At 42.9% G+C, this 22383-nt stretch carries 22 protein-coding genes; 11 read left to right on the top strand and 11 right to left on the bottom strand.

Features of this window, described 5'->3' with window-relative positions; translation table 11 throughout:
* The first annotated feature begins 29 nt into the window (after positions 1-29).
* The 3 genes from NV379_RS23445 (at position 30) to NV379_RS23455 (ending at position 2431) form a co-directional block, all read left to right on the top strand.
* The gene (locus NV379_RS23445) at positions 30-440 is read left to right on the top strand and encodes a phage holin family protein (RefSeq protein ID WP_258209767.1); all 411 of its coding nucleotides are present in this window, start codon (positions 30-32) and stop codon (positions 438-440) included.
* A 78-nt stretch (positions 441-518) separates the two neighbouring features.
* A complete protein-coding gene (locus NV379_RS23450; protein WP_258209768.1) occupies positions 519-1316 on the top strand; it encodes a TatD family hydrolase in 798 nt (265 codons plus the stop codon).
* Positions 1317-1459: 143 nt separating this feature from the next.
* On the top strand, positions 1460-2431 hold the full coding sequence (locus NV379_RS23455) for a glycerophosphodiester phosphodiesterase family protein (RefSeq protein WP_258209769.1): 972 nt from the start codon (positions 1460-1462) through the stop codon (positions 2429-2431).
* 264 nt (positions 2432-2695) lie between these two features.
* Here NV379_RS23455 and NV379_RS23460 read toward each other — a convergent pair whose 3' ends face one another.
* The 5 genes from NV379_RS23460 to NV379_RS23480 form a co-directional block, all read right to left on the bottom strand.
* Positions 2696-4087 carry an S-layer homology domain-containing protein gene (locus NV379_RS23460; RefSeq protein ID WP_258209770.1) on the bottom strand — a complete coding sequence of 464 codons (1392 nt, stop codon included), beginning with the start codon at positions 4085-4087 and terminating at the stop codon, positions 2696-2698.
* Positions 4088-4194: 107 nt separating this feature from the next.
* Positions 4195-5373, bottom strand: coding sequence for an anti-sigma factor domain-containing protein (locus NV379_RS23465; RefSeq protein ID WP_258209771.1), 1179 nt, complete (start codon positions 5371-5373; stop codon positions 4195-4197).
* Positions 5374-5378: 5 nt separating this feature from the next.
* Entirely contained in the window at positions 5379-6095 is a 717-nt protein-coding gene (sigI, locus tag NV379_RS23470) for an RNA polymerase sigma-I factor (protein WP_258209772.1), read from the bottom strand.
* 165 nt (positions 6096-6260) lie between these two features.
* On the bottom strand, positions 6261-7610 hold the full coding sequence (locus NV379_RS23475; RefSeq protein ID WP_258209773.1) for a dicarboxylate/amino acid:cation symporter: 1350 nt from the start codon (positions 7608-7610) through the stop codon (positions 6261-6263).
* Positions 7611-7761: 151 nt separating this feature from the next.
* Positions 7762-8205, bottom strand: coding sequence for a DUF2621 domain-containing protein (locus NV379_RS23480; RefSeq protein ID WP_258209774.1), 444 nt, complete (start codon positions 8203-8205; stop codon positions 7762-7764).
* Between the two features lie 125 nt (positions 8206-8330).
* Here NV379_RS23480 and NV379_RS23485 point away from each other — a divergent pair, with 125 nt between their 5' ends.
* The 4 genes from NV379_RS23485 to ppnP all read left to right on the top strand — a co-directional run bounded on the left by NV379_RS23485 (position 8331) and on the right by ppnP (position 13176).
* The gene (locus NV379_RS23485) at positions 8331-9452 is read left to right on the top strand and encodes a deoxyribonuclease IV (RefSeq protein ID WP_258209775.1); all 1122 of its coding nucleotides are present in this window, start codon (positions 8331-8333) and stop codon (positions 9450-9452) included.
* Between the two features lie 26 nt (positions 9453-9478).
* Complete coding sequence (purU, locus tag NV379_RS23490) at positions 9479-10348, top strand: formyltetrahydrofolate deformylase (RefSeq protein WP_258209776.1); 870 nt, start codon at positions 9479-9481, stop codon at positions 10346-10348.
* Positions 10349-10744: 396 nt separating this feature from the next.
* Positions 10745-12766 carry a transketolase gene (tkt, locus tag NV379_RS23495; RefSeq protein WP_258209777.1) on the top strand — a complete coding sequence of 674 codons (2022 nt, stop codon included), beginning with the start codon at positions 10745-10747 and terminating at the stop codon, positions 12764-12766.
* A 92-nt stretch (positions 12767-12858) separates the two neighbouring features.
* Entirely contained in the window at positions 12859-13176 is a 318-nt protein-coding gene (ppnP, locus tag NV379_RS23500; RefSeq protein WP_258209778.1) for a pyrimidine/purine nucleoside phosphorylase, read from the top strand.
* Between the two features lie 78 nt (positions 13177-13254).
* Here ppnP and NV379_RS23505 read toward each other — a convergent pair whose 3' ends face one another.
* The 6 genes from NV379_RS23505 to NV379_RS23530 all read right to left on the bottom strand — a co-directional run bounded on the left by NV379_RS23505 (position 13255) and on the right by NV379_RS23530 (position 18945).
* A complete protein-coding gene (locus tag NV379_RS23505) occupies positions 13255-14079 on the bottom strand; it encodes an ABC transporter ATP-binding protein (RefSeq protein WP_258209779.1) in 825 nt (274 codons plus the stop codon).
* A gap of 11 nt (positions 14080-14090) precedes the next feature.
* On the bottom strand, positions 14091-15125 hold the full coding sequence (locus tag NV379_RS23510; protein WP_373426156.1) for a FecCD family ABC transporter permease: 1035 nt from the start codon (positions 15123-15125) through the stop codon (positions 14091-14093).
* Positions 15122-16135, bottom strand: a complete 1014-nt coding sequence (locus NV379_RS23515; protein WP_258209832.1) for a FecCD family ABC transporter permease — start codon at positions 16133-16135, stop codon at positions 15122-15124. Before NV379_RS23515 ends, NV379_RS23510 begins: the two co-directional genes overlap by 4 nt.
* 50 nt (positions 16136-16185) lie before the next feature.
* Positions 16186-17163 (bottom strand): ABC transporter substrate-binding protein, encoded by a 978-nt coding sequence (locus NV379_RS23520; RefSeq protein WP_258209780.1) that lies wholly within the window; start codon positions 17161-17163, stop codon positions 16186-16188.
* Between the two features lie 336 nt (positions 17164-17499).
* Positions 17500-17787 carry a hypothetical protein gene (locus NV379_RS23525; protein WP_258209781.1) on the bottom strand — a complete coding sequence of 96 codons (288 nt, stop codon included), beginning with the start codon at positions 17785-17787 and terminating at the stop codon, positions 17500-17502.
* Positions 17788-18051: 264 nt separating this feature from the next.
* The gene (locus NV379_RS23530; protein WP_258209782.1) at positions 18052-18945 is read right to left on the bottom strand and encodes an NAD(P)-dependent oxidoreductase; all 894 of its coding nucleotides are present in this window, start codon (positions 18943-18945) and stop codon (positions 18052-18054) included.
* Between the two features lie 158 nt (positions 18946-19103).
* Between NV379_RS23530 and NV379_RS23535 the strand changes: the two genes are divergently transcribed.
* The 4 genes from NV379_RS23535 to NV379_RS23550 all read left to right on the top strand — a co-directional run bounded on the left by NV379_RS23535 (position 19104) and on the right by NV379_RS23550 (position 22254).
* A complete protein-coding gene (locus tag NV379_RS23535; RefSeq protein WP_258209783.1) occupies positions 19104-20450 on the top strand; it encodes a glucose-6-phosphate isomerase in 1347 nt (448 codons plus the stop codon).
* A gap of 182 nt (positions 20451-20632) precedes the next feature.
* The gene (locus NV379_RS23540) at positions 20633-21271 is read left to right on the top strand and encodes a YigZ family protein (protein WP_258209784.1); all 639 of its coding nucleotides are present in this window, start codon (positions 20633-20635) and stop codon (positions 21269-21271) included.
* A 48-nt stretch (positions 21272-21319) separates the two neighbouring features.
* Complete coding sequence (locus tag NV379_RS23545; RefSeq protein WP_258209785.1) at positions 21320-21940, top strand: TetR/AcrR family transcriptional regulator; 621 nt, start codon at positions 21320-21322, stop codon at positions 21938-21940.
* 92 nt (positions 21941-22032) lie between these two features.
* Positions 22033-22254, top strand: coding sequence for a DUF1128 domain-containing protein (locus NV379_RS23550; protein WP_258209786.1), 222 nt, complete (start codon positions 22033-22035; stop codon positions 22252-22254).
* The last annotated feature ends 129 nt before the right edge of the window (positions 22255-22383 follow it).

Raw genomic sequence — 22383 nt, forward strand, 5'->3', positions numbered from 1 at the left:
TCTTTTTTATTCTAGAGAGGAGGGGAATTATGAATCAGACTGTCTTTAACTTTGCATCAGGTTTCTTTGGTACTGTCATTACGTATGCTTTCGGCACGTGGAACGAGCTACTTAGCTTCTTCGTCATTGCCATTCTGATCGACATCATCTCTGGCGTAACTGCATCTATGAAGGAAGGCAAGGGTATATCCAGTGCAGTTGGCTTTAAAGGTTCTGTCAAAAAAGTCTTTATGTTTGTAGCGATCCTATTAGCACATCGTATGGACGTTCTGATGAGCTCAGATTTTATTATGACAGGGGCAATCTACTTCTACTTGGCTAATGAACTTGTCTCTATTATTGAGAATTATGGTAGACTCGGTCTCCCGTTACCTCCGCAAATAAAAGATATGATCACTGCTCTTAAACGCAATAGTGATGATAAACAAGCAAGAAGTTAATACAGAACTTTTTCTCGATATTGTTATATTTGCTCTTGGATGCTAACTTTGAAGAAACCAACCAAGGAGCTGACCCGCATGATCGATTCACATATCCATTTAGATTCATATAACGAAGAAGAGCAGGAACAGATCCTATCCAGCCTTTCAGAATACAACATCGACGGCGTCATCGCAGTATCCATGCAATTATCATCCTGTATCACAAACCACAAACTTCATCTCGCCCATTCTAAATCCGTGCATCCTACTTATGGCTTTCATCCTGAGCAAGCACTCCCATCAAATTCTGAGATTCAGCAACTTATAAAATGGATCGAAGAGCATCAAGATGAGATGGTCGCAATCGGCGAGGTTGGACTTCCCTATTACATGCGTCAGGAAGCGGAGGAGAAGGGCGTACCTTTTAACCTTGAACCTTATATCAATCTATTGGAAACCTTCATTGCTCTCGCTGCTAAGCTGGATAAGCCAATCGTTCTACATGCCGTATACGAAGACGCAGATATTGCCTGCGATTTACTTGAAAAATATAACGTGAATCGCGCGCACTTCCACTGGTTTAAGGGGAGTAGCGAAACTGTCGAGCGGATGATGCGCAATGGTTATTATATCTCTTTTACACCAGACATTGCTTATGAGGAAGAAATTCAGCAACTTGCCAAGAATGTGCGTGTAGATCGTATGATGGTGGAGACGGACGGCCCATGGCCATTCGAAGGTCCATTCCAAGGTCAGATGACGCATCCGCGCATGATTCATGCTGTTGCTGAGCATCTGTCGGCGATTAAGGGACTATCTATAGAAGAAACCGTGCAGCATATCCGGAGCAATACGGCAAGGTTGTATGGTTTTCATCACAAACCCAAAGGTTAATCATTCATATGAAACTTCTCCATAATGGAGGAGTTTTTTTGCGTTCTACCTCTAATTTTACAAAAAAATCTCTTTTCTTTCCCCCTCCCATTCGCTATGCTACTTAATGATAGAAAGTGACTAATTGAAGCAGGAGGGTCAATATGGCTCCAAACCCGAATACACCAGAGCAACCTATACATACGAGATCGCGAAAAAATTCACGTAAGCGGATTACCCTCTATTCCATTCTTGGACTTATTGTCGTTATTCTCGCAGTCCATACCGTGATGTACTATGGCTTCGTTCCGAAACAGAAAGACGTCTATGTCGGTATGAAAAAGCCACTGAACATCGCGCACCAAGGTGGGGAAGACCTAGCTCCATCTAACACGATGGCAGCATTCGCTATTGCTGACTCTCTTGAGGTCGATGCACTAGAAACCGATATTCATATGACAAAAGACGGTCATCTAGTCACCATCCATGACGCAACAGTCGATCGCACAACGAATGGTAAGGGTAGAGTGGATTCCTACACACTTGCTGAATTACAGAAGTTAGATGCAGGCTACCATTTCAAAGACTTGAACGGTCAATATAGCTATCGTGGAAAGGGTGTTTACATCCCTACATTAGATGAAGTATTTGCAGCATACGGAAGCAAGTATTATTTCACAGTGGAGATCAAGGAAAGTTACCCGATTGGGAAGCCATCCGAGATTGAGCAGAAGCTTTGGGATCTGATTCGCAAGTACAAGCTTGAAGATAAAGTGATTATGAACTCATTCGATAATGACATCGTGAGTAAATTCTCGGATCTATCCGGTAATCGCGTGCCGCTTGGAGCGGGTAAGGCAGAAGTGATCAAGTTCGTTATTGCCAATAAGCTGTTCCTTCCAGGGTTCTACCGTCCAAGTTCTCAAGTGTTGCAGATTCCAACGGAGGACAGTGGTTTCAACCTCAGCACGAAGCGAATTATTGAGAATGCACACCGCCTGAACATGCAAGTCCATTACTGGACGATCGACGACAAACCTACTATGAAGAAATTGATCGAACTAGGTGCAGATGGCATTATGTCCAACCGTCCGGATTTGTTAAAAGAAGTGATCGAAGAGATGGGTTTGAAATAAAACCTTCTAAATATAAAAACGTGTTCAAAAAATCGAACGAAGAAAAAAGCAGTACTGGAGAGGCGACTTTGAAAGAGTGAATATACCTTATAATCTAATCAAAATTCATGATTTCACTCATAGGGTTTCCGTAGGAAGACCACTTCGTAAGCAAGTACTGCTTTTTTTCGAAGTGATAGATTTTTTGAACACGTACTATTAATGAAAGCACCCTCCACGAATCGTAATTACATACGATTCACGGAAGGTGCTTTTTTTGCGTTATTACTTCTTATGGTTATTGCGATCTTTATGGTTGTCGTGATCATCATCGTTATCACGATCGTAACCCTTATGGTCATCTTTTTTATCGTCATGGTCGATATCGACTTTGATTTCTTTGCCATTAGCGAATTTGATCTTGATCTCTAATTCTTGAATCTTGTTCTTGTCCAATTGAAGTGCTGCCATAACCTTGCTTGCAACTTCATCTTTGCTCATTTTGTCAGTAAGAGCGGCTGTTTGAAGCAAGTTTTCAATTGTTTTTACAGCTTGAGCATCCGTTTGCTTATCTTTACCTTTTTCAGTACGGCTTTCGATATAGGCTTCTACTTTATTGCCTTTATTTTTGTATTTAAGTTTATATTCGGAACGCTTATCATACTCGACTTCGATTTCAAGCTCGCGAATACCGAACTCTGTATCTTTAACATCATCTTTATTGTAAATCATCGCTTCACTTACCACGTTATCTTTAACCGTAACTGTAATCACATCGTTTACAGCTAGTTGATCAGCAAGGATAAACTTCTGATAGTATTGAACCAATAGGTTCGATGCAATCGTGTAAGTGACTGTGTCACCATTATAAGTCTTAATCGTAATTCGACCATTCGATGGCTGTGATGCAGTCGGAGTAGTATCGAATTTAATTCCTGTGATCTTACCGCTAACCTTAATGGCGCCAGCATTCTCAAGCATTCCATCGTTCGTCTTATCTAGCAACACCGCCATCTCTGCACGAGAAACGGGCTTATTCGGTTGGAACGAATTGTCCGGGTAACCGCTGATGATATCTCGATCTACAGCGACGTTAATGTAACCTACTGCACCTGCAGGAATTTGGTTGGCATCATAGAAGCCAGGAATAACCGTCATCTTTTGTAGTGCTTCAGTTTGTAAGCCAAGGGATTTCACTAGTAAACTGGACACCCATACACGGCTTGCAGGCTTCTCTGGTTGTAGGCTCTCTTCAGTCGTATCGAAAAGTCCTTTCTCCAGTGCAACAAGAATGTAGCCCTTCGCCCATTTATACTGATTATCAATGAGTGCTGCATCTTTAAAATGTAGCTTCGTATCTAGCGACTTCGCTTTCGCTTCGTTATCTAGACCCATGAGACGAACTGCTGTAACGACAGCTTGAACGCGAGTTACGGGTTGATTCGGACGGAAAGATCCATCTTCAAATCCGGAAAGTACGTTTTTCGATTTCATTTTACCGATATAACCAGCAGCCCACTCGGCATCTTTCATGTCGTTGAAATCCATCACGATCTGGATGCGGCCATCTGGCGTAACTGTAGGCTTCACTTCAGCGGCTTTCACGATTTGTCCAGCAGATGTGAACATCAGACAAGCTATAAACAGCATAATAAAGGCATTTTTAATTTTTTTCATTATTTCATTCCTCTCAAGATAAGTTGTGCACATAGATTATTACGATGGCCACTTTCTTTTTGAGGGGGTCGTTTAATATTTTTTTGAAAATATTTTTTTAACGTGACTTAGTCATCGTCTCTGTCTTTATCGTTCTTATCTTTGTGCTTATCACTTTCCCTATGATTATCCCTGTCTCTATCTCTATTTTTGTCTTTATCTTTATCTTTATATTTGTCCTTGTCCTTGTCTATATCCCTGCCCTTACCATCATCTCTATCATCATCGTCATCACGATCTCTATGCTTATCTTTATTTACTTTATCGTTATCTTTCTCACCTCGACGATCATCATCTCCATACCGATCTTTGGACGATTTGTTCGGCTCAGGTTTTTCTTTCTCCCGTTTCCCATTATTCTCATGGGATTTTGTTTGATTAGACGATGCTGGTTTAGACGTTTGCGCCGGTTTCTTTTCCCCTTTATTATCTTCCTGTTTCTTCGACTCCTCGCGCTTCGTCTCTTTTACTTTGTCATCCTTCACTGGAGTTGCTTCTTTTTTGAAAAAGCGCTGCGGATCGACTCCAGCATGGTTTAGTGATGCAACAACAGAGTGTGTACGAAGCTCCTCTAACTCGATCTCAATTCCCATCTGTTTCGCTTGTTCGTAGACGATATATTTATTTAAAGTCAGACCAGCTTCTTTAGCTTTTTCTTGTTTTTGTTGATCGGCATAGTAGAGTTCCAATTGAACATCATCTTGATCTGGAGTTACTTTACTCGCATCAACCTGGAAGGCTGCTTTGCCTGTATCGACGACAGACATCAGGACATACTTCTTATCTGTTTCGAGATCAATATAGCCTTGCTTTTTCGCAGCATGAATAATAATCCCAACAGCCTCGTAGAATTCTTTCCCTAGCAGATCCTTCTCCTGAAGTAACGTCTTGGAATCCTCATTCACGAAGGAAGTCTTATTTACTTTTCCTTTATCATCAATAAAAAGCTCGATACTCGGATTAATATCTATAGCAACCATCGCAACTGTCGGTGCAGGTCGTAACGATACATTCAAGATCCATGCAATCCCTATCAAAAGCAAGAAAGATGCCACAGCAATACAGCGCTTACTAACTTGCAATTTCCACCCAGTTTTTTTCTTCTCTTGTACGATAGGAATTTCAGGAACGGTAATCTTCTGTCCAAGTACAGGCATCTCTGGAGAGTGGGGGAGGTTGCGGAACTTCCCATCATCACAGAGGACGACAATTTTATCTTCAGTTATTTTGAAAACTACGCCTTGCATCATCATCACTCTCCTGTCCCTATAAAAGATACCGCGCTGCGGATATGGATAAACTCTTCACTACTAAAAATAAGAATGAGGGCAATTAAATATTTGCGATTTCGCTCCAAAGTCTTCTTACTTACGCCTGCATATTGCATCATTTCTTTGATGGGCAGATGTTTGGTTCGTTTTAGATAAGCCATCAAGCTTGGTTGTTTATGAAAATGTTTAGCGATCTCGATGAGTTGCTCTCTCGTATCCCGATGGCTGGGGGAGCAGGATTCCAATTCTTCTAGGAGAATCCCGTATTCTTGTAAAACCTCATCGTATGTAAGTAATTCGTGAGCTAGATCTGTGGCCGATCGTTCCCGTTCGTAAACCTCGAGTGAACTAGAGATTTCATGTGCCGCGGATTCAAATTCATCATGATTTTCCCACATTAAGGACTCGTTATTGGAGAGCTTCCCATTCTTGCGGAACTCATCGATGAGCCGGCTTTGGATAATCATATAGGCATAATTGTCGAAGGATTTATCCTGATTCGGGTTGTATCGGTCAATAGACTCGTTAAAAGCAATGAGGCCAATGCTCGCTTCATCATCGTTCCAACCAATTGATCGCTTACATATATGACTCACTGTTCGGATAATAAAGGGTCGATATTGCTCTATGATCTGCTCCCGATGAACTTGACTTCCATCAGTAGATCGTTGCAACAGATCGGTTATCGAATTATTCATCGTAAGTAATCACTTCCTATTGTCAGACGACTTCAATTAATAAGCTGAATCATACAAGTAATTGCTACCTATGTAAATAAAACGTAATTTTTTTCCATAAAAAAATAGAGCAATTCCCAGCTCCTAGAAGCTTGAATTGCTCTATTCGAAATCTTATTAAGAAGCTTAAGCTCCTACAGGTTTACCTTTACCACCAGCAGGTGTACCGTAGTTTTCTAACTCTTCATCAATACCATTGTTGAAGCCGTCACGGTCGAATTCTTTTTCAGAAACAGCAACCACTAGGGAAGATACAGTTGTACCTGTAGCATTTACTGCTGTACGCGCCATATCAAGGATTGCATCAATACCAAGAACCATTGCCATACCTTCGATTGGAAGACCTGCTGCGCCAAGCACGACTGTTGTCGAGATGGAAGCTGGACCTGGAACACCAGCTGTACCGATGGAGGAGATTGCTGCTGCACCTACGATAATTGCATAGTGGTAGAACGTTAACTCAACACCGTACACATTAGCTACGAATACTGCTACGATTGCTGGATACAAGCCGCCGCAACCGTTCATGTTGATTGTTGCACCAAGCGGAGCGACGAATGATGCGATGCGATCCGATACACGAATACGTTTCGTGATTGTTTCTAAGTTAACCGGAAGTGTTGCATAAGAACTACGAGTTGTGAACGCAACTGCCATAACTGGATAAGCTTTACGGAAGAAGCGGATTGGATTTACTTTTGCAGCGAATAAGACAAGTCCACCATTCGTAATAACCATATGAAGGATTGCCGCTAAGTACACGGCCAAGATTACTGGACCTAGTTTCACTAGAGAATCAATACCATATTTAGCAGCCATAGCTGTCATCAGACCGAACACCCCGTAAGGCGTTAACTTGATAACGAACTTCGTCACACGGAACATGATTGCTTTGAAGGAATTAATGAAGTCTTTGAACGGCTTCACATTCTCAGGTTTTCTGTGTCCTTCCACGATAATTGCCACTGCGATGAAGATTGCGAAGATAATAACAGGAATGATCTTACCTGTAGACATCTCTGCGATTGGATTGGACGGAACGTTGTCCGTAATGATTTGTAAGAACTTTGGAACTTCTCTTTGTTTGAAATCTGCTACTTGCTCAAGTGGGAATCCTGAACCGACTTTGAAAATATTTGCTGTAATCAGACCGAAGATTGCGGCGATCGCTGTTGTACCAATGAATAACCCGATTGTTTTGGCACCGACGCTTTTGAGTTGCCCCGGATCCGTTAGCGTAGTAATAGAAGAGATAATTGCTGTCACGACGAGCGGAATAACGATCATTTTGATTAAGCTAATGTATACCGTACCGAAGAGAGCAATATCTAGTGCGTCTTTTTGAAAAATAGCCCCGACTGCCACCCCGAGAATCATTGCTGCTAATACGCGCATACCAAAACTTACTTTATATCTGCCTAGTACATAGAGGAGTACGAGGAGAACGATTGCAGTAACCCAACTTGCTAAGTACATGTGAAATTCCTCCTTTTAGGATGTGTGAGTATATTAATACGTCAATTCCTAGTTGTTTTGTTGGAATTAAATTTATTACGAAATTAGATTCTTGTCAATACTTATTTATAAGGAAAAAAAATAACCCGCCTGCTCGGGCGAGCATCACGGATTATTTGGCATTAAGTAAGTAGTTGAAATTGCTGTAATCAATATTCTCTTTGGTAAGGAACCGTTTCAGACTGCCGTAGTCTTGTCTCGGTGTGGCTAGGATGTAGCCCTCGATGCAGTGTTCACGCGTTACTTCGGTTGCTTTTTCATTCAGTGCAACTTCACCAATTTTTGCAGCAATGGAATGTTTGGCAATGTCTCGGAAAGGCGTAGGCACCGGAGAAACTAATTTTTCTAAAAATTGTTTCGAGTCATCTGTCCATAAATGCCTGGAATGATCGACATAGTAGTTTTGCCAGTCGAGCTTGGATTTACCGTCTTCTTTCGGCAGTACTTTGAGGAATTTACGGAACATGAAGAAACCGCCGATTGCCATGAAGCCTACCATTACGAATAACCAGAAGAAGATCATCCACATAAAACCTGTATTTACGTCGCCTTGCATAATCCTCTCACCTCTAACCTACATTATATCGCATGGCAAATCGTATTCCTAGATTTCTAATGCGTTTCAAGGTACAATTGTGTGAAGAAAGTCAATAAAAAGATACACAAAGGTGGTTTTTTTATATGCCAAAAATCGGATCTCACGTATCATTCTCTGATAAAGGGTTGCTAAACGCAGCAGAAGAGGCAGTGTCATACGGCTCTTCAACATTCATGATTTACACAGGTGCACCGCAGAACACGCGTCGTAAGCCAATTGAAGAACAGTACGTTGAAGAAGGTCGTGCTAAGATGGCGGAAGCGGGGATGGATGAGATTATCGTTCACGCACCGTACATTATTAATCTAGGTTCCTATAAAGACAATACGTATGAACTAGGCACTTCATTCCTACAACAAGAAATTCATCGTACAAATTATTTGGGAGTAGGCAATATCGTCCTTCACCCAGGTGCTTATACAGATAAGGATGCGGAGTACGGCGTAGCGCGTATTGCGGAAGGCTTGAATGAAGTATTAGAAGGTTGCAAAGATACGAACGTGAACATTGCTCTTGAGACAATGGCGGGTAAAGGCACAGAGATTGGTCGCAGCTTTGAAGAACTTGCAGGTATTATGGACAAAGTAAAATACAATGAGAAATTAACTGTCTGCTTCGATACATGCCACGTGCATGATGCGGGTTATGATCTTGTGAATGATCTGGATGGTGTATTGGATCACTTTGACCGTGTTGTTGGTTTGGACAAGATTGCCGTACTTCACTTGAATGACTCGAAGAATCCGCGCGGTGCAGGTAAAGACCGTCATACGCCGATTGGATCTGGCTGGATTGGTACAGAAGCGATGCAGCGTATCGTAAACCATGAGAAACTGAGCCACATTCCTATGATTCTAGAAACACCGTGGATTGGTAAAGATGCGAAGAAACAATTTCCAATGTATGAGACGGAGATTGCACTTCTAAGCGGTAAGCTTGAGGAGCGTCACGGCGGCAACTTTATGTCGGATGTGGAGAAGCTTGCGTTCCACGCGGATAAAGAAGATTTCGATCCTCGTAACTATGTGCTTTCCGTATGGGATGTGCTGAAGAACGATGCGAAAGCGAAGAAAGCAGATCCTCGTGAGCCGATGGAACGTCTATATGATTGGATTATTGAGCAGCGTATTTTCACAGACCTGTCCGAAGAACAGATTAATCAGCGTCTAATTGGTTGGTTTGCAGGTAAACAGCTACTTAAGTAAGCATACATGATAAGGGGAATTGAACAATGGCATCTGATTTGAAAAATAGAGCTCGCATGCTGATCTCATGCCCCGATCAACCGGGAATTGTAGCTGCAGTCTCCAAATTTTTGTACGAGCATGGTTCGAATATTGTGCAATCGGATCAATATACGATGGACCCGGTAGGGGGCATGTTCTTCATCCGTGTTGAATTTGATCTCCCGAACTTGGAAGATCATCTAGAGAAATTGCAAAGTGACTTCGCGGAGCAGGTGGCAAAGCCATTTTCAATGGAGTGGAGCCTGTCTCTGGCTAGTCGTAAGAAGCGTCTTGCGATTCTTGTATCGAAGGAAGATCACTGTCTGCTCGAGCTGCTATGGCACTGGCGCGCAGGCGATTTGGATGCAGATATTGCGATGGTGATCTCCAATCACAATGACATGCGTGAACTCGTGGAACCGTTCGGTATTCCATATCACCATGTCCCAGTGACTCCGGAGACGAAGCCAGAAGTGGAGCGCAGACATCTTGAACTCATGGACGGTAAAGTCGATCTGGTCATCTTGGCGCGTTACATGCAGATCATTACACCGAAGTTTATTGAGCGCTTTGATAAGCGTATTATTAACATTCACCACTCGTTCTTGCCTGCGTTTGTCGGTGGTAAGCCATATGCACAGGCGCATAACCGCGGCGTGAAGCTGATCGGAGCAACCGCTCATTATGTGACTGAAGAGCTGGACGCAGGTCCGATTATCGAGCAAGATGTACAGCGTGTGAGTCACCGCGATGATGTCGATGATTTGAAGCGTATCGGTCGCACGATCGAGCGTACAGTTCTAGCGCGTGCCGTATCGTGGCATGTGGAAGATCGCATTTTGACACATGGGAATAAGACAGTTGTGTTTAATTAGGGTAGAGTGTGATCAAAAAAGTTGAACGAAGAGGAATGAAGGTGTTGGAGGAGCGTAGCGTTCGCCTTTGAAATCGTGAAAATACCATTAAATAAATTCAAAATTCACGATTGAGACAGCGACCGGAAGCACCTTCATTCCTCGCAGTGACTTAACTTTTTGAACACACTCTTATAGATTCATAGCATCGCAGGGCGAATATCGCTCTGCGATTTTTCTTTTTTCTGGAATAAAAGGAAAGGGTGATAGCAAACAATATAACGGAGTGTGTAAATAAAAAAATACAAATATTTTAACGAGTTGAAGTAGCAAAGTGTGAAAGTAAATGATAGAATGGTCAAAATAATCAGTTTATTTAAGTGGGTAGTTTAATTTTGATCGAGGGGGCAATAATTCATGGTTGCATCAACAAAAACAGTCGAACAACGCGCAATCAACACGATTCGAACGCTTGGTATCGACGCAATTGAGAAGGCAAATTCCGGACATCCGGGTATCGTAATGGGAGCGGCTCCAATGGCGTATGTACTATGGGCGCAGCATATGAAGCATAATCCTGCGAACCCTAGGTGGGTGAATCGGGATCGGTTTGTATTATCCGCTGGGCATGGTTCTATGCTGCTGTACAGCTTGTTACATTTGTGTGGGTACGACGTGACGATTGAGGATTTGAAGAACTTTCGTCAATGGGGATCACGCACACCAGGGCATCCGGAGTTTGGACATACAGCAGGGGTCGATGCAACAACAGGTCCGCTCGGTCAAGGGGTCGGGATGGCAGTTGGAATGGCGATGGCTGAAGCTCATCTTGGGGCTACTTATAACCGAGATCAATATGATGTGATCGATCATTATACATATGTGATATGTGGGGACGGCGACATGATGGAGGGAGTTGCTTCCGAAGCGGCTTCCATGGCAGGTCATTTGAAGCTGGGTAAGCTGATCATGCTCTACGATTCGAACGACATTTCACTTGATGGTGAACTTAACATGGCATTCTCGGAAAATGTCGCAAAGCGCTATGAAGCTTATGGCTGGCAAGTGCTTCGTGTAGATGGGCAGAACGATCTAGAAGCAATCTCCGCTGCATTAGTGGAAGCCAAGTCTGACCTTACCCGTCCGACACTTATTGAAGTGAAGACCACGATTGGCTACGGATCACCGAATAAAGCAGGTAAAGGCGGTCATGGTGGTACACATGGTTCTCCTCTTGGAAAAGAAGAGACGAAGCTTACCAAAGCGTATTACGGCTGGGAAGATACACCAGATTTCCATGTGCCAGATGACGTACGTGATCACTATGCAAAAGTGAAAGCGCAGGGGATTCAGGCAGAACAGTCTTGGACAGGGATGTTCGATAGCTATGCGAAAGATTATCCTGAACTTGCTAAGCAATTCCAGTTGGCAGTTAGTGGTGAACTTCCTGAGGGTTGGGACAGTGAGCTGCCAACATATAAGCCAGAAGATAAGGCAATTGCGACACGGGCTGCATCAGGTAATGCGATTAATGCACTCGCTTCTCGGGTTCCGATGTTGATCGGTGGATCTGCGGACTTAGCGTCTTCGAATAATACGGAGATTAAAGGTGCGGCTGTCTTCCATTCGGTAGATTATTCAGGTCGTAATTTATGGTTCGGTGTGCGTGAGTTTGCAATGGGTTGTGCGTTGAATGGATTAAGCTTGCATAATGGAGTTCGTGTATATGGTGCGACATTCTTCGTCTTCTCGGATTACCTTCGTGCATCAATACGTCTGGCGGCGCTCATGAAGCAGCCTGTGATCTACGTGTTCACACATGATTCGATTGGGGTCGGAGAAGATGGTCCAACACATGAGCCAATCGAGCAATTACCTGCCCTTCGTGTGATTCCAGGGATCACGGTAATTCGTCCTGCTGATGCGAGCGAAACATCAGAAGCTTGGCGGTTTGCGATGATGCATAAGGATGGTCCAACCGCGCTTGTGCTTACCCGTCAGAACCTGCCGCATCTAGAGGGGACTACGAAGTATGCGCGTGAGTATGTTGCCAAAGGCGCTTATGTCGTGGCAGATAGTCCTGAGGGGACAACACCAGACGCAATCGTACTTGCAACAGGCTCTGAGGTACAGCACGGTGTAGCTGCGCAGAAGATTCTTGCTGAGCAAGGCATTCATATCCGCGTGGTGTCAATGCCAAGCTGGGAGCTATTCGAGAAACAGCCGCAGTCGTACAAAGACTCTGTCATTTTACCAGAAGTGAAGAAGCGTCTTGCTGTTGAGATGGCATACCCACTTGGTTGGGAACGTTATGTTGGGGAACAAGGTTCGATCTTAGGAATTTCTACTTTCGGTGCATCAGCGCCGGGCGATATCTTGCTTCGTGAGTTTGGCTTTACAGCTGAGAATGTAGCGGAGCGCGTAAAGGCTCTTTTATAAGAGAAGTAACATGCAATATTGTCATGGGAAAATGAGCCTGACTACTGCTCGAATACAAGAAAGCCAGGCTCTTTAATAAAGGAGGAGAAACCATGTCGGACAAATTTGAGCAAGTGTCGGTTTTGAAGAAAGCGAATGTGTATTTTGAAGGGAAAGTTACAAGCAGAGCGGTTATTCTGGCAGATGAGACAAAAGTAACGCTAGGCATTATGCTGCCTGGAGATTATGAGTTCGGAACAGATTCGAAAGAGATCATGGAGATCCTGTCAGGTGAACTAAAAGTTCTTCTTCCCGACAGTGAGGAGTGGCAAGCGATCACAGGTCCCGCGGAGTTCACTGTACCGGCTAACGCCAAATTTAAGCTGCAAGTCGCGACAGTGACTGATTATTGCTGTAGGTATGTGGATTAACAATAGTTAAACAACATGAAGAAAGCTATTTCACTTAAAGGTGAGATAGCTTTTTTCTCGTATTGATAATTCAAATGATTATTGAATGGTAACATAACTGGATGAAGTTGATTTGATAAATCGTCCCTTTCCTTTGGGGATACAAAGTGGAGTACCGAATAAGGGATCTTGACTAATCATGGCTTCCATACCGAAAATTTCTTGTACCATTTGAGTAGTTACAATTTCTTCGGGAGCACCTTGCAAGGCAACGGTCTTATTGTGAATGGCAACTAAATGATCAGCATAACGACATGCTAAATTTAGATCATGCAGGACCATCACGATTGTACGCTGCTTCGTTCTGTTCAAATCGAATAGGAAGTCTAGAAGTTCAATTTGATGGGTCATATCTAAGTAGGTTGTTGGCTCATCTAAAAGCAAGATAGGTGTCTCTTGCGCTAATGTCATGGCGATCCAAGCTCGTTGCCGCTGTCCGCCAGATAACGCATCAAGCTGCTTATCCTTCAGTGTTAGCAGCTGCGTTGCTGCAAGAGCTTGCTCAACTAACCGTTCATCTTCTTCTGACCATTGTTGATACCAACGTTGATGCGGATAACGTCCTTGTTTCACTAATTGCTCGACAGTTATCCCTTCAGGAGCTACGGGTCCTTGTGGCAGAATAGCTAAGTGCTTTGCAATTTCTTTGGAAGGAATGTTGTGCAGCTCTTTATTATCCAGCAAGACATGACCTGAAGCAGGCTTTAAGAGGCGCGCCATGGAGCGTAATAAGGTAGACTTACCACTTCCGTTGGCACCCACAAGCACCGTTATCTGTTGAAGAGGGACCGAGAAGCTTAAATTGTGAATGATAGGCTGTTCGCCATAATGAAGCGTTAATTCACGTGTTTGTAATCCATTCATGATCATCTCTCCTAACGATTTCTTTTGTGGAATAGTAAATAGATAAAGAATGGTGCGCCAACGGCGGCAGTAAATACACCAGCAGGTATATCTAGAGGCAAGAACATCGTTCGTGCGATGAGGTCGGCAACTAATACCAAGATGGCTCCAATGAGAGCCGTAATCGGGATAAGCTGAGTAAACTTACTCGAGGTGAGACGCTTTGCAATATGAGGTGCCATGAGTCCAACAAATTCAATTCCCCCTGCATAAGCAGCTGCGGTTCCTGCAAGGATGACACTGCACAGTAAGAACAGGAATCGTTGGAGCTGCAAAGGAATACCTGCGCTGATAGCCGGATCGTCCCCAAGCTCTGTCACACCCATGCTTCTTCCCCAAATAAGTAGAATAGGTAAAGGGATAAGCAACCACAGCACCATAGAAGAGACATCATTGGAATTGGCAGCATAGAGGCTTCCCGTTAGCCAGATATAAGCTTTGGTTGTTACAACGGTATTGCTGAACACAAGCATAAATGTAATTCCAGCTTTTAAGATCGCGGATATTCCAATTCCAATTAAAACTAACCTTACGGGCGTTACGCCTTTATTCCACGAAATACTGTAAATAAGCATTGCCGTACATAATCCGCCAGCAATTGCAGCAAGTGGCAGGAACTGCATACTCACGACGCCTGTTCCCAAAGTAATGAAAGTAACGGCACCGAATGAAGCACCGCTCGTAATACCGATAATATCAGGTGAAGCGAGGGGGTTTCTGACAATGCTTTGTAGAATAAGACCCGATACGCCTAGACTAGCACCAACAAGAATAGCGACGAGCACACGAGGTAAACGTAAAGATTCAACGACAAAAGCATGTTTATTGATTTGCCCGGTTAATTGCAGAAAGACGTCAGTTACTGGAATCCATCTACTTCCTGCAGATAGGCTTAATAAGATTAATAGGAGTACGACTAAACATAAGGACAATAACATCAGTAACCATTTGCCCGAAAGTTGAAAAGAAATTCTGCCCTGCAATAATCGGATTGTCCATGTCCTCACTGCTTAAATACCCCTTTCTTAGCTAAGTAAATAAAGAATGGCCCTCCAATTAGTGCTGTCATGACTCCGATTGGCACTTCTTGAGGAATGATGATAAATCGAGCTGAAATATCAGCTGCTAGTAGCAAACAAGAGCCAAGCAGGGCACCATATGGAATACTCCAACGGTAGTCAATTCCAACAATACGTTTAGCGATATGAGGAACAATGAGTCCGATGAAACCAATGGAACCAACAATGGCTACCGAGCCACCAGCAAGCAAGATAATTAGTAGTCCCATGAGTAGCTTCAGCCTTCCGACGTTCTGCCCCAGACTCTTCGCTACATCATCACCAGAACTGAACACATTCATCGACTTTCCGAGTAATAGGCTAAGTAGTAGAGCAATGAGAAGAATCGGCAATACAGGGAGCAACATGCTCATATCTCGTCCTGCAATGGATCCGGCAATCCAGAATAATACGGTTTGAATCGTTTGCTCATCAATGACTAGCAATCCTTGGGTAAAGGAAATGAATAACGCAGATAATGCTGTTCCTGCCAAAATGATTTTGATAGGTGTAAGCCCATCTCTACCCACGCTACTAAGTAAAAATACAGCTACTCCGGCAACCGCCGCACCCGCAAAAGCAAACCACATATAGCTGGATAGTGACTGAATATCCAGCCAAGTTATCGCAACGATAATGAAGAAAATCGCACCTGCGTTTACGCCAATTAAGTCCGGAGCAGCTAGTGGATTTCTTGTTAACGCTTGAACGAGTACACCTGCAACTGCTAAGGTCATACCGACAACTAAGGCGCTTAACGCTCGGGTCAATCTACTTGTTGCAATGACCAAGTGCTCCGTGTTGTCAGGATTGTAATTGGTTAGGACATTCCATGGTGCTCGAAATGAAATCGAAGTTTGCCCCATAGCTAAACTACAATAGATAAGCAGCATGACGGTGATCACAAGGCCGATCAATCCAACAGCTTTCGAATAGGATGTCTGCAACATAACGAATATCCTCAACTTTCATGAAAAAAGGGGAAGCTAATAGTTCCCCCTCATCTTGTCTACTTTGCAATTTTAAAATGAGCATATAGTTCATCAAGCATTAGATTAGCTGCCTTCAGACCGCCACCAAAGTTCCAAATGACTTCATCTACTCGTTTGATTTGATTATTTTTAACAGAGTCTAAATTTTTGAATAACGGATGAGCGGACCAATCCTTGTATGTCTTCATCACAGCTTCGTTATCTTCTAGCAGTAAGAAGGAAGCATCGGCATTCATATTCGGGATACTTTCTTTATCTGTAAATTTGACAATATCTGCGTTCGGTTCAGCCTTTAGATTTTTCGGATCATTAAAGCCTAATTCATGAATGATAGATCCAGCAAAAGCTTTGAGATAGACACGTGCATGATCTGCTCTGAAGTTGATGATGGATACGCTAAGTGGCCAGTTTGGTGTTTTGGACATTTTGGCATTGAAGTCTGTCACACGAGCTTTCCAATCTGCAAGCAAGGTAGTTGCTTTCTGTTCTTCATCTAATACTTGACCGATCAGCGTGGTTGTTTCTTTGAAGTCTGATAAGTTTGTGCTCACTACTGTCGGAGCAATTTGTGAAAGCTGCGCATAAACTTTCTCGTGACGTACTTGTGTGGCAATAATTAAATCAGGCTTCAGTGCATCGATTTCTTCTAAGTTAGGTTGTGTTTCTTGTCCAACAATTTTCATATCTTTAAGGTCATTCTTGAGGTAATCGTAAACCGGTTGCTGTGCCCAAGATTCAACGGCACCAACAGGTTTCACGCCAAATTGTACGAGCGTATCCGTCGCACCTTGGAAGAGGGTAACAATCCGCTTTGGCTTCCCTTCGATTGTAGTCGTCCCTAGAGCATGTTTAATTTCTCTTTTGGAAGCTTTTTCTGTTTGTTTATCGGAAGGACTAGCCGTTCCCGATGCCTCCTGATTCGATTTGCCGCAACCCGCAAGAATCATTAGCACAGCTACAAGCATGAATCCCATAAGTAAAGATTTAGATTTCATTGTTCTCTCTCCCCTAATTAAGAATGATATTCATTATCAATTAGAATATTAATATAATCAGATAATAATGACAATATAAATTTTATGAATATATCTAATTAGTTGTATATCGATCGAAATATATTGTAAATCAATAATGAAATGGCCGCTGAGTACTACTGGGAATGATTTAATGGTAAGAGGTGACTAAAATAACGTTCATAAATATTATTGATGTGATGTAGTTAGTGAAGAGGAGGATAAACGTAACAAGATTAGACGAAGATGACCATGAGAATGAGAAAAAGCGACCTTGAGGGTCGCTTTTGTGCTTGCGGAAACGGCTTATGTTTAGATCTATTTATTCAAAAATTGTTTAAGCGAAGCTTTCTTTGCTACTAGCTGCTTGGAGAGATTAGTTTGTAGACGCGTATTGGTTTTGATCTCTTCATTCAACTTACTGATTCGCGACATTTTGCTGCTTAAATCACTGTGCGATTGACTTAATTTCATATCTCTTTGTAATTGATTAATTTTGGATTGCGCTTTTTCTATCTTCGTCTTCGCATTCAAGCTTTTACTTTCTATATCAGCGATTTCTTTTTGTAACCGATCGGTATTGGCTTTGGTGAAATTAATGGACATGCTGACACCCCATATTTATTTAGTCTAGCTGAGAGATCATTTTACTATAAAAAGCTTGGTTAAGCGAGAAATGGAGGAAGGGTGTCATTTGTGTGATGGATCCTTTCTAGCAAATTCAGAAAAAGAATGAAGGTACTGCCTCCATTAGTTCCTTGTTAAGGATGAAAATAGTTCAAAAAAAACTCCCGCTATCCTCGCGGTCGCTAGTACCACAAGGAGCGGGAGCTCCATTCTCCAAATGTAATTTCATAAATAAATAAAAATTTATTCTTTCTTCGCGATCTCCTGATTCATCCACTCTTCATAGCATTTCACAGCGGAACTTAAATCATCATCGCCATAGCCCTTAGCGAGTCCCATCTGGAACACGCTTGTTGCCGCGTGAAGTAGTGGAGTAGGGAGCTGGAACTGACCTGTTAGCTCGCTAGCAAGCAGCAAGTCCTTCAGCATCAATTTCAAAGAGAACTGATTAGAGAAGTCGCGATTTACGATCTTCGCACCTTTAAGTTCTGCTTGTTTGGAGTTTGCTGAACCCGCATGAACGATCTGAAGGAATTGCTCTGGATCAAGTCCAGCTTTCGTCGCAATGGACAATCCTTCAGCAAGTCCAATCAGATTAATCCCAACCATTGTGTTATGCGCAAGCTTCGCATTGGAACCGGAGCCAGATGGACCCATGTATAGGATCGTTTTGCCTAAGTCTGCGAACACACTGTATACCGCATCGAATGCTTCGCGCTCGCCACCAACCATGAACGTTAGTGTCGCACTTTCAGCCGCCGGCTTACTGCCTGTTACAGGTGCATCAAGGAACTTTACGCTTTTAGCTAGCAAGTCTTCATAGACGCGGCGGCTAGTCTTAGGTGCGACAGTCGAGGAATCAATGATCGTAAGTCCGCTACGAACACCTTGCATTACGCCATTTTCCCCATAAAATACATCTTCAAGCGCTGCATCATGACTGAGCATCGTTATCAGGATATCTACCTCAGAAGCAGCATCTGCTGGTGTGCCCACTGCTCTTGCGCCATGTCCTTCAAGCTCGGAAGCAATACTTGCTGTTCGATTATATACAATGACTTCATATCCCTTGGCAATCAAATTCAGTGCCATCGGTTTACCCATGGTGCCAAGTCCAATAAATCCTATTTTTTTCATCGAAAACACCCCCAAGCTATTGTATCACGAAAAAATAATTATTGAAGATTGCAAGTAGTGCTACAATCTGATCTAAACTTGCAAAAAATAGGCTAAATCAGTATGCTTATAGGATATAAAATGCTTGATTTATCGAGCTAACAAAGGAGAGTAACTGGATGACAACATTGCGTTTTGACTACAGCCCTGCACTCGCTTTTCTTTCTCAACATGAAGTTGATTATTTAGCTGAGCCAGTACGTCTTGCTCATGAACAATTACACAATGGAACAGGTGCTGGTTCTGACTACTTAGGTTGGATTGACTTGCCTGTAAATTACGATAAAGAGGAATTTGCTCGCATTCAGAAGGCGGCGGCTAAGATTCAATCCGACTCTGATGCACTTGTTGTAATTGGTATTGGTGGTTCTTACCTAGGCGCACGTGCGGCAATCGAAAGCTTGTCCCACAGCTTCTACAACTACTTGCCGAAGGAACAGCGTAAGACGCCGGAGATTTATTTTGTTGGTCAAAATATTTCTTCCACATACGTAACACACCTGCTTCAGCTTCTTGAAGGCAAGAATTTTTCGGTTAACGTGATCTCCAAGTCGGGTACAACGACAGAACCTGCAATCGCTTTCCGTATTTTCCGTGAAGCATTAGAGCGTAAGTATGGTAAAGAAGAAGCTCGCAAGCGTATTTACGCAACGACGGATTCTTCCAAGGGTGCTCTTAAGCAGCTTGCAACAGCTGAAGGCTACGAATCTTTCGTTATTCCAGATGATGTAGGTGGTCGTTATTCCGTGCTTACAGCAGTTGGTTTGCTTCCAATTGCAACAGCAGGCATCAACATCGAAGAGATGATGAAGGGTGCAGCTGATGCACGTGAAGAATTCTCTAACCCTTCTTTAAGCGAGAACAAAGCGTACCAATACGCGGCAGTTCGTAACTCCCTTTACCGTAAAGGTAAGGCAATTGAGATTCTAGTTAACTACGAACCATCCCTACACTACGTATCCGAATGGTGGAAGCAATTGTTCGGTGAGAGTGAAGGTAAAGATAACAAAGGTATTTATCCTGCAGCTGTAGATTTCTCCACAGATCTTCACTCGATGGGTCAGTTCGTACAAGAGGGTACTCGTAACTTGTTCGAGACGATCATCGTTGTGGATAAAGCACAAGAGGAAATCGTTATCGGTGAAGATAGCGAGAACCTAGATGGACTTAACTTCTTGAGCGGCAAGACAATGGACTTCGTGAACAAGAAAGCATTCCAAGGAACGATGCTTGCTCACACGGACGGTAACGTACCGAACTTAATCGTGACGATTCCAGAACTGACTCCTTACACATTCGGTTACTTGGTATACTTCTTCGAAAAAGCATGCGGCGTATCCGGCTACTTGATGGGTGTAAATCCATTCGATCAACCGGGTGTTGAAGCTTATAAGAAGAATATGTTTGCTCTACTTGGCAAGCCAGGATTCGAGAAAGAAAAGGCTGAACTCGAATCCAGATTATAGGAAAATGGTATAAATAGTAATAACGACAGCTCATTTCCTAGAAATGAGCTGTTTTATTGCAAAAAATTTCAACAAAAATAAAAAATCAGATAAAACATCGTTGTAAAAGGAATGACACTTCTGTACAATAAAGTGCAACAGAATAAACGTGTTATCTGATCATAACATGGAAGAGGTCCGACATGATCGCACATTATAGAACGTTACAACAATTGGGGTCGGCAGAAATAATTATTAAGAAATCTCGATTCATTGGATTTGCAACTCCTGTCACAACAGAGGAAGAAGCGATTCAATTTATTGAGCGCATTAAGAAAGAGCATTGGAATGCAACGCATAACTGTTCTGCTTATATGATCGGCGAGCGTGATGAGATTCAGAAGCAATCCGATGATGGAGAGCCGAGCGGTACAGCGGGTAAACCAATACTCGAAGTGATTAAGAACAAAGGTTTGAAGAATGTTGCAATCGTCGTTACCCGTTACTTTGGCGGAATTATGCTAGGTGCAGGGGGACTTATTCGGGCTTATACCGATGGGGCTGTTGTTGGAATTGAAGCAGCAGGCGTTATTGCACAAGTTTTGCATAGAGAAGTTAGTCTCACAATTGATTATACATGGCTTGGAAAAGTGGAGAATGAACTTCGTAATCGCGAAATGCGAATGGGAGAGACACAGTTTACGGATCGTGTGATTGTAACGATCTACCCACTATCTGAAGAAGCGGATCGATTCCGAGATTGGTTAATCGATTTAACGCAAGGTCAGGGCGAAATTCACATGGGTGAAGAGCAGTATATGGTTCACCACGAGTTTACGTAAACAGAGGTTAGTTCCAAATAACGAGAGCACTCAGCGGAGGGAAGTCCAATGGCGAGAAAAGCAGTAGCACAAGAACTTAGTCGTGAACGAATATTATCGGGTGCAAAGGAATTGTTCGGCGCTTATGGCTATCGGACTTTAACTATGCGAAGCATTGCCAAGTCATTGGGGTACAGCCATGGCGCGCTTTATTATCATTTTACCGAAAAAGCGGAGCTGCTCTATGAGCTGATCTTACGTGACTTTAACGAAATGATCCTGCGTCAACGCAAAATGGTAACAGAGGCACCACATGTGAATATCGATATTCTGCGATCTGTGATGCTAGATTTTATCCAGTTCGGACTTTCCCACCGCTATCATTATGAAGTGATCTTCATGATGAATGAAGAGGAATTGACATCCTATTCAAAAGCGGATCAAGCACGTTATCTGGAGCTATTCTCCGGCATAATTTGTGAAATTACGTGGGGGACAGAGTGTGTGAATTCACAGTTCACGCTACCATGGAACATCTTTATGAGCTTACACGGCTATATCGCGTATCATATTTTTTATGGTCAGGCATTTGAGCAAGTTCAGGAACTCGCAGAAAATCATGTGAACTATTTATGTGGAATAGTTGAAATGCATCAACAGCAAGCGCCTCCGCTTCAATTCACAAGTTAATTGTCAGAATATTCCTTCAAGTGTTAATTTGTCATCTTTTTACGAATTCATGGTACAATAGCAGCAGTTGGTAGTGAAAGGGTGGACGAGAAGTGGATTTGACGAATTGGTCAGAAGAAAATGCGGTGTTTATGTTTGAGGAAATCAAGCGTAAGCTGAGAATGGCGACAGGCGGCTCGATTAAAGGTAATTTTGACGAGAGTAAGTACGAAGACTTGAAGGACTTATACGATTTTGTTGCAAGTAAAGACTCTTTTTCAATCTCTGAGATTGATTCCATTACTTCGGAGCTAGGTAAGCTTCGTAAGGTATAGACGGTTAAATAATGAAACATCCTGCCACGGAAGCAATTCCGGATAGCAGGATGTTTTTTTTGTTATAGAGCGTGTTCAAAAAGTGGGGTCACTACAGAGAAAAAAGCACTTCCGGTCGCTGTCTCAATC

This window comes from Paenibacillus radicibacter (assembly GCF_024721995.1).
Classification (GTDB): domain Bacteria; phylum Bacillota; class Bacilli; order Paenibacillales; family NBRC-103111; genus Paenibacillus_AM; species Paenibacillus_AM radicibacter.

Excerpts from the sequence above, each read along its gene's own strand:
- NV379_RS23465 (WP_258209771.1), bottom strand. The coding sequence starts at position 5,373 with ATGCAAGGCGTAGTTTTCAAAATAACTGAAGATAAAATTGTCGTCCTC.
- NV379_RS23545 (WP_258209785.1), top strand. The coding sequence starts at position 21,320 with ATGGCGAGAAAAGCAGTAGCACAAGAACTTAGTCGTGAACGAATATTA.
- ppnP (WP_258209778.1), top strand. The coding sequence starts at position 12,859 with ATGTCGGACAAATTTGAGCAAGTGTCGGTTTTGAAGAAAGCGAATGTG.
- purU (WP_258209776.1), top strand. The coding sequence starts at position 9,479 with ATGGCATCTGATTTGAAAAATAGAGCTCGCATGCTGATCTCATGCCCC.
- NV379_RS23540 (WP_258209784.1), top strand. The coding sequence starts at position 20,633 with ATGATCGCACATTATAGAACGTTACAACAATTGGGGTCGGCAGAAATA.
- NV379_RS23475 (WP_258209773.1), bottom strand. The coding sequence starts at position 7,610 with ATGTACTTAGCAAGTTGGGTTACTGCAATCGTTCTCCTCGTACTCCTC.
- NV379_RS23485 (WP_258209775.1), top strand. The coding sequence starts at position 8,331 with ATGCCAAAAATCGGATCTCACGTATCATTCTCTGATAAAGGGTTGCTA.
- NV379_RS23525 (WP_258209781.1), bottom strand. The coding sequence starts at position 17,787 with ATGTCCATTAATTTCACCAAAGCCAATACCGATCGGTTACAAAAAGAA.
- tkt (WP_258209777.1), top strand. The coding sequence starts at position 10,745 with ATGGTTGCATCAACAAAAACAGTCGAACAACGCGCAATCAACACGATT.
- sigI (WP_258209772.1), bottom strand. The coding sequence starts at position 6,095 with ATGAATAATTCGATAACCGATCTGTTGCAACGATCTACTGATGGAAGT.
- NV379_RS23445 (WP_258209767.1), top strand. The coding sequence starts at position 30 with ATGAATCAGACTGTCTTTAACTTTGCATCAGGTTTCTTTGGTACTGTC.
- NV379_RS23535 (WP_258209783.1), top strand. The coding sequence starts at position 19,104 with ATGACAACATTGCGTTTTGACTACAGCCCTGCACTCGCTTTTCTTTCT.
- NV379_RS23460 (WP_258209770.1), bottom strand. The coding sequence starts at position 4,087 with ATGAAAAAAATTAAAAATGCCTTTATTATGCTGTTTATAGCTTGTCTG.
- NV379_RS23455 (WP_258209769.1), top strand. The coding sequence starts at position 1,460 with ATGGCTCCAAACCCGAATACACCAGAGCAACCTATACATACGAGATCG.
- NV379_RS23520 (WP_258209780.1), bottom strand. The coding sequence starts at position 17,163 with ATGAAATCTAAATCTTTACTTATGGGATTCATGCTTGTAGCTGTGCTA.
- NV379_RS23505 (WP_258209779.1), bottom strand. The coding sequence starts at position 14,079 with ATGAATGGATTACAAACACGTGAATTAACGCTTCATTATGGCGAACAG.
- NV379_RS23530 (WP_258209782.1), bottom strand. The coding sequence starts at position 18,945 with ATGAAAAAAATAGGATTTATTGGACTTGGCACCATGGGTAAACCGATG.
- NV379_RS23450 (WP_258209768.1), top strand. The coding sequence starts at position 519 with ATGATCGATTCACATATCCATTTAGATTCATATAACGAAGAAGAGCAG.
- NV379_RS23480 (WP_258209774.1), bottom strand. The coding sequence starts at position 8,205 with ATGCAAGGCGACGTAAATACAGGTTTTATGTGGATGATCTTCTTCTGG.